The organism is Methylibium sp. (assembly GCF_013817365.1).
Classification (GTDB): Bacteria; Pseudomonadota; Gammaproteobacteria; order Burkholderiales; family Burkholderiaceae_C; genus Methylibium.
Genome location: NZ_JACDCU010000328.1, coordinates 1 through 4,691, shown reverse-complemented (window position 1 = coordinate 4,691; position 4,691 = coordinate 1). Strand labels below are relative to the sequence as shown.

Genomic DNA, 4,691 nt, shown 5'->3' with positions numbered 1-4,691 from the left:
CTTTCGGCATATTGCTTGGCGGTCACGTCGATTGCCGCCGTGAAGCTGCGATCCTTGGTATCGACGATTTCGGCCTTGAGTTCACCACCGGCTGCGGTGGGCACGAAGTGAAAGCGCAGGCTCGGGTTCTCGCTCACCGTGAAATCGACATCGGCCGTGAGCACCGGCTTGCCGGCGTAGCTGATGGCGATGCTGCGCACGAAGTAGGGCGCCGGCGCCAGCCGGGTGAGCTGGTCGATGGCCAGACCCGACGTCTGCGGATGGCTGATCATCAATTGCGCCAGCGCCGGCTCGCCGGGCTTCACCGGGCCCTCGACACGCAGCTTGGTCTTGCCCAGGTTTGCCAGCGCCGCCTCGGCGTCCTTGCCGGCCGGTGCCGAGCAGCCGCCGGAGGCCTTCACGAAGCGGGTGTGCATGTGCAGGCTGCCGTCGTTCAGTTCGGCGATGGCCCGCGCGTGCGTGTACTCCTCGACCCGAACCCGTGTCTCGATGTCGGCCAGGCCGCTCTCGGGGGTCAGGGTGAACGCCACTCCAACCGGGGATGGGTTCTTGTCGATCACGAGCCACAGTTTCCTGACGTAGCGCTCGGGGGTCTGCGCAAACTTCGTCCGGATCGCCATCGGCACTACCGCAGCATCGGCGGCGCGGATCGGGGCTTCGAGTTCGACGATGTCGGTGGCGTCCTGAGCGATCGGCCGGTCGGCGAACAGCGATGTGCGGATGGACTGCCAGCGTTCGTTGTCGGCGCCGTCGTCTGCCGCGACGGCTGGTGCGCCGAGGCCGGCGCTCAGCAAGGCGGTCAACAGCATGCGGGTGAGTGTGGGCATTGAATATCTCCAGTGGGGCCGGACGTCTGACACACCGGCAGCGCGCATTCAGGGCCGCGCAACAGCCGAATAGTGCGCTCTTTGCGGCGCCCTGTCAGGCACTGGGTCGCCCGAGCGCCGCGCATCCTTACACCGCGCGCGGCAGCGCGGCTCGATGGGCGCGGAACGAGCCCACATCAGCGCCGGCCATGGGGTGTCGGCGACAATCTTGGGTTGTCGCGGCGGCGCCGCGTCTTTAAAACTCAAACGCACCCCATGGCCCAATACGTCTACACGATGAACCGCGTCAGCAAGACGGTTCCTCCCAAGCGCCAGATCCTCAAGGACGTTTCGCTCAGCTTCTTCCCAGGCGCCAAGATTGGCGTGCTGGGCCTGAACGGCTCGGGCAAGTCGACCCTGCTGCGGATCATGGCCGGCCTGGACAACGAGATCGACGGCGAAGCCACGGCCATGCCGGGTATCAAGATCGGTTATTTGCCGCAGGAGCCGCAGCTCGACCCCGAGCAGACGGTTCGCGAGGCGGTCGAGCAGGGCATCGGCGGCGTGCTGGCCGCAAAGAAACGGCTCGACGAGGTGTATGCCGAATACGCCGACCCGGATGCCGATTTCGACAAGCTGGCCGCCGAGCAGGCCGATCTCGAAGCCCAGATTGCCGCCGCCGGCAGTGAGAACACCGACCTGCAGCTCGAGATCGCCGCCGACGCGCTGCGCCTGCCGCCCTGGGATGCCGTGATCGGGCAGCTCTCCGGCGGAGAAAAGCGCCGCGTGGCCCTGTGCCGTTTGCTGCTCAGCCAGCCCGACATGCTGCTGCTCGACGAGCCGACCAACCACCTGGACGCCGAATCGGTCGACTGGCTGGAGCAGTTCCTCAAGCGCTTTCCCGGAACGGTGGTCGGCATCACCCACGATCGCTACTTCCTCGACAACGCTGCCGAGTGGATCCTGGAGCTCGACCGCGGTCGCGGCATCCCCTGGAAGGGCAACTACTCCGACTGGCTGGAGCAAAAGGAAGCTCGCCTCGAGCAGGAGCAAAAGTCCGAAGACGCCCACACCCGCGCGATGAAGCAGGAGCTCGAGTGGGTGCGCAAGAACGCCAAGGGCCGCCAAGCCAAGAGCAAGGCGCGCCTGGCCCGCTTCGAGGAACTATCAGACGTCGAATACCAGAAGCGCAACGAGACCAACGAGATGTTCATTCCGGTGGCCGAACGCCTGGGCAACGAGGTGATCGAGTTCGAGAACGTCACCAAGAGCTTCGGCGACCGCGTGCTGATCGACAACCTGAGCTTCAAGGTGCCGGCTGGCGCCATCGTCGGCATCATCGGCCCCAACGGCGCCGGCAAGTCGACCCTGTTCCGAATGATCGCGGGCAAGGAAAAGGCGGACAGCGGCACGGTCAAGATCGGCTCGACGGTGAAGATGGCCTTCGTCGAGCAGACCCGCGAGTCGCTGGAGGGCGACAAGACCGTGTGGCAGGACATGTCGGGCGGCCTGGACAACATCGTCATCGGCAAGTTCGTGATGCCCTCGCGGGCCTACCTCGGCCGCTTCAACTTCAAGGGCAACGACCAGCAAAAGCTGGTCGGCAACCTCTCCGGCGGCGAGCGCGGCCGGCTGCACCTGGCCAAGACGCTGGCCACCGGCGGCAACGTGCTCATGCTCGACGAGCCATCCAACGACCTCGACGTCGAAACCCTGCGCGCCCTGGAAGACGCGCTGCTCGAGTTCGCCGGCAGCGTGATGGTGATTTCCCACGACCGCTGGTTCCTCGACCGCATCGCGACCCACATCCTGGCCTGCGAGGGCGATTCAAAGTGGGTCTTCTTCGACGGCAATTACCAGGAGTACGAGGCCGACAAGAAGAAGCGCCTCGGCGAAGAGGGTGCAAAGCCCAGGCGCATTCGGTTCAAGGCCTTGACGATCTGAGACCGGCCCTCGCATGCAGAGGCCTTGCTGCACGCAGGGCAATGCGTGCGAATGCAGCAGCAGCGGCGTAATTCCGGACGGCACACGCCGCATGGCGATGCGGTGTGACGGATGCACTCGCGTGCGACCGGACAGCCCGACAAACTAGCGCTGCGGCTCGGCAGGAGGAACCGGTCGGGGCGCGGGAGAGTCCCGATGCTGCTCAGCAGCATCTGGCTCCAGCATGTGGGCTGCTGCAGTGAGGGGCGCGCAGCGATTCCATGGGTTCGACGGGTTGGGCCGCCGCCCGAAGGCCCGCAGGATGCGCTCCTCTGATCGTGTCAACACCGCAACTCAGGACTGAAAATCTTGGCTGGCCTCCTTCATCGCAGCGCACCACGTTCTGTGCGCGTCCTCGGGCTTGCCTCGGTGCTCGGCGCGACGGCGCTGTGGCTGTCGGGATGTGCCGTGCTGTTGCCGGCACCCGTAGAGCCGCCCGCGCCGGCAGAGGCGGCCCTCCCACCCCTTTCGGTCTCGGGCGCTGCAGCGGACGCGGTGCCGGCCGGCGCCAATAGCGGCAGTGCCGCAGCGCGCATCAGCGCGCGGGCCGGTCCGCCTGCGGCGCTCGTCGCCAAGCTGCCGTCGGCGCCCGGCCAGCCCCCCGCGTTTGCCGCCGTGGTCAATGGCGCTACATCCACCGAGGGCCTCATTACCGTCTGGCGCAAGGACGAGAAGATCTGGTTCGAACTCGCTCCCGACGATCTGGGCCGGCTGCTCTTTCTGAGCCCCAAGTACGCCAGCGGTATCGGCGAGCGGGGCTTCTTCGGTGGCCTGATGGCAAGCACCTGGGGCTTAGCGATCGGGCAGCCGCAGGCGGTCGAATTCCGCCGCATCAACAACCAGATTCAGCTGGTAGCGCTCAACATGGCCTACGCCGCCAAGGTGGGCACGCCCGAGGCGCAGGCGGTCAAGAACGCCTATTCGCCGAGCCTGCTGGGCAGCGCGGTGGTCGCCAGCCAGGAGCATCCAGAGCGCAAGTCGATCCTGGTGGATGCGGCGAGCCTGTTCGTCAGCGACTTGCCGGGCATTGCCCAGGCGCTGCAGCGCAGCTATCGCCAGAGTTACTCTTTCGACGCCCGCCACTCGGCCATCCTCGATGTGCGCAGTGGTCCCGAGCAGATCGCCCTGGAGGTGCAGAACCACTACGCGACCTCGAGCATCTCCGTGCCGCAGCCCGGCAGCAGCGGCGCGCGGCCTTCCGTGCCGAGCACGCTGCCCGACGTGCGCAGTCTTTTCATGATGATGCACTATTCGCTGACCGCGTTGCCTGCGGAGCCGATGCGCCCTCGCAAGGCCGATGCGCGGCTGGGTTATTTCACCAGCACGGTCGCCGACTTTTCCGATGATCTCTCCCGCAGCCCGAAGCAGCGTTTCGTGAACCGTTGGCGTCTGGAGAAGAAGGATCGCGAGGCCGACTTGTCGGAGCCGGTCAAGCCCGTCACCTTCTGGCTCGACCGCAGCATCCCTGAACAGTACCGCGGCGCCGTCACCGCGGGCATTCTCGAATGGAACAAGGCTTTCGAGCGCATCGGCTTCAAGGACGCTCTGCGCGTCGAGGTGCAGCCCGAAGGCGCCGAGTTCGACACGCTCGACACCGACCGCGCTTCGGTGCGGTGGATGACCAACGCCGGCGCGACCTTCGGCGCCATCGGGCCCAGCCACGTCGATCCGCGCAGCGGCGAGATTCTCGACGCCGACATCGCTTTCGAGAGCCTGTCTTCGCGCAGCATCCGTAACCTGCGCTCGCAAGTGCTCACGACCTCGAGCGCCGATTTTGCCGAGCTGCTGCAAAGCGGTGTCGCGCCCGGTGCCCTCAGCGGCGCCGCCGGCCTGGCCCACGACCCGCGCGCCTGCCTGCACGCCGACCATGCCGCAGAGCAGATGGCCTACGCACTCGACGTG

The 4,691-nt window shown here is 66.4% G+C and carries 3 protein-coding genes; 2 read left to right on the top strand and 1 reads right to left on the bottom strand.

Going from position 1 to position 4,691, the window contains the following annotated elements; genetic code table 11:
* Positions 1 to 827, bottom strand: an 827-nt coding sequence (locus tag H0W38_RS16870; RefSeq protein ID WP_292456191.1) for a quinoprotein dehydrogenase-associated SoxYZ-like carrier, incomplete at its 3' end; no start/stop codon positions are given.
* 255 nt (positions 828 to 1,082) lie between these two features.
* Between H0W38_RS16870 and ettA the strand changes: the two genes are divergently transcribed.
* The gene (ettA, locus tag H0W38_RS16865) at positions 1,083 to 2,750 is read left to right on the top strand and encodes an energy-dependent translational throttle protein EttA (protein WP_292456188.1); all 1,668 of its coding nucleotides are present in this window, start codon (positions 1,083 to 1,085) and stop codon (positions 2,748 to 2,750) included.
* 348 nt (positions 2,751 to 3,098) lie between these two features.
* Positions 3,099 to 4,691, top strand: a 1,593-nt coding sequence (locus H0W38_RS16860; RefSeq protein ID WP_292456186.1) for a DUF5117 domain-containing protein, incomplete at its 3' end; no start/stop codon positions are given.

Excerpts from the sequence above, each read along its gene's own strand:
- ettA (WP_292456188.1), top strand. The coding sequence starts at position 1,083 with ATGGCCCAATACGTCTACACGATGAACCGCGTCAGCAAGACGGTTCCT.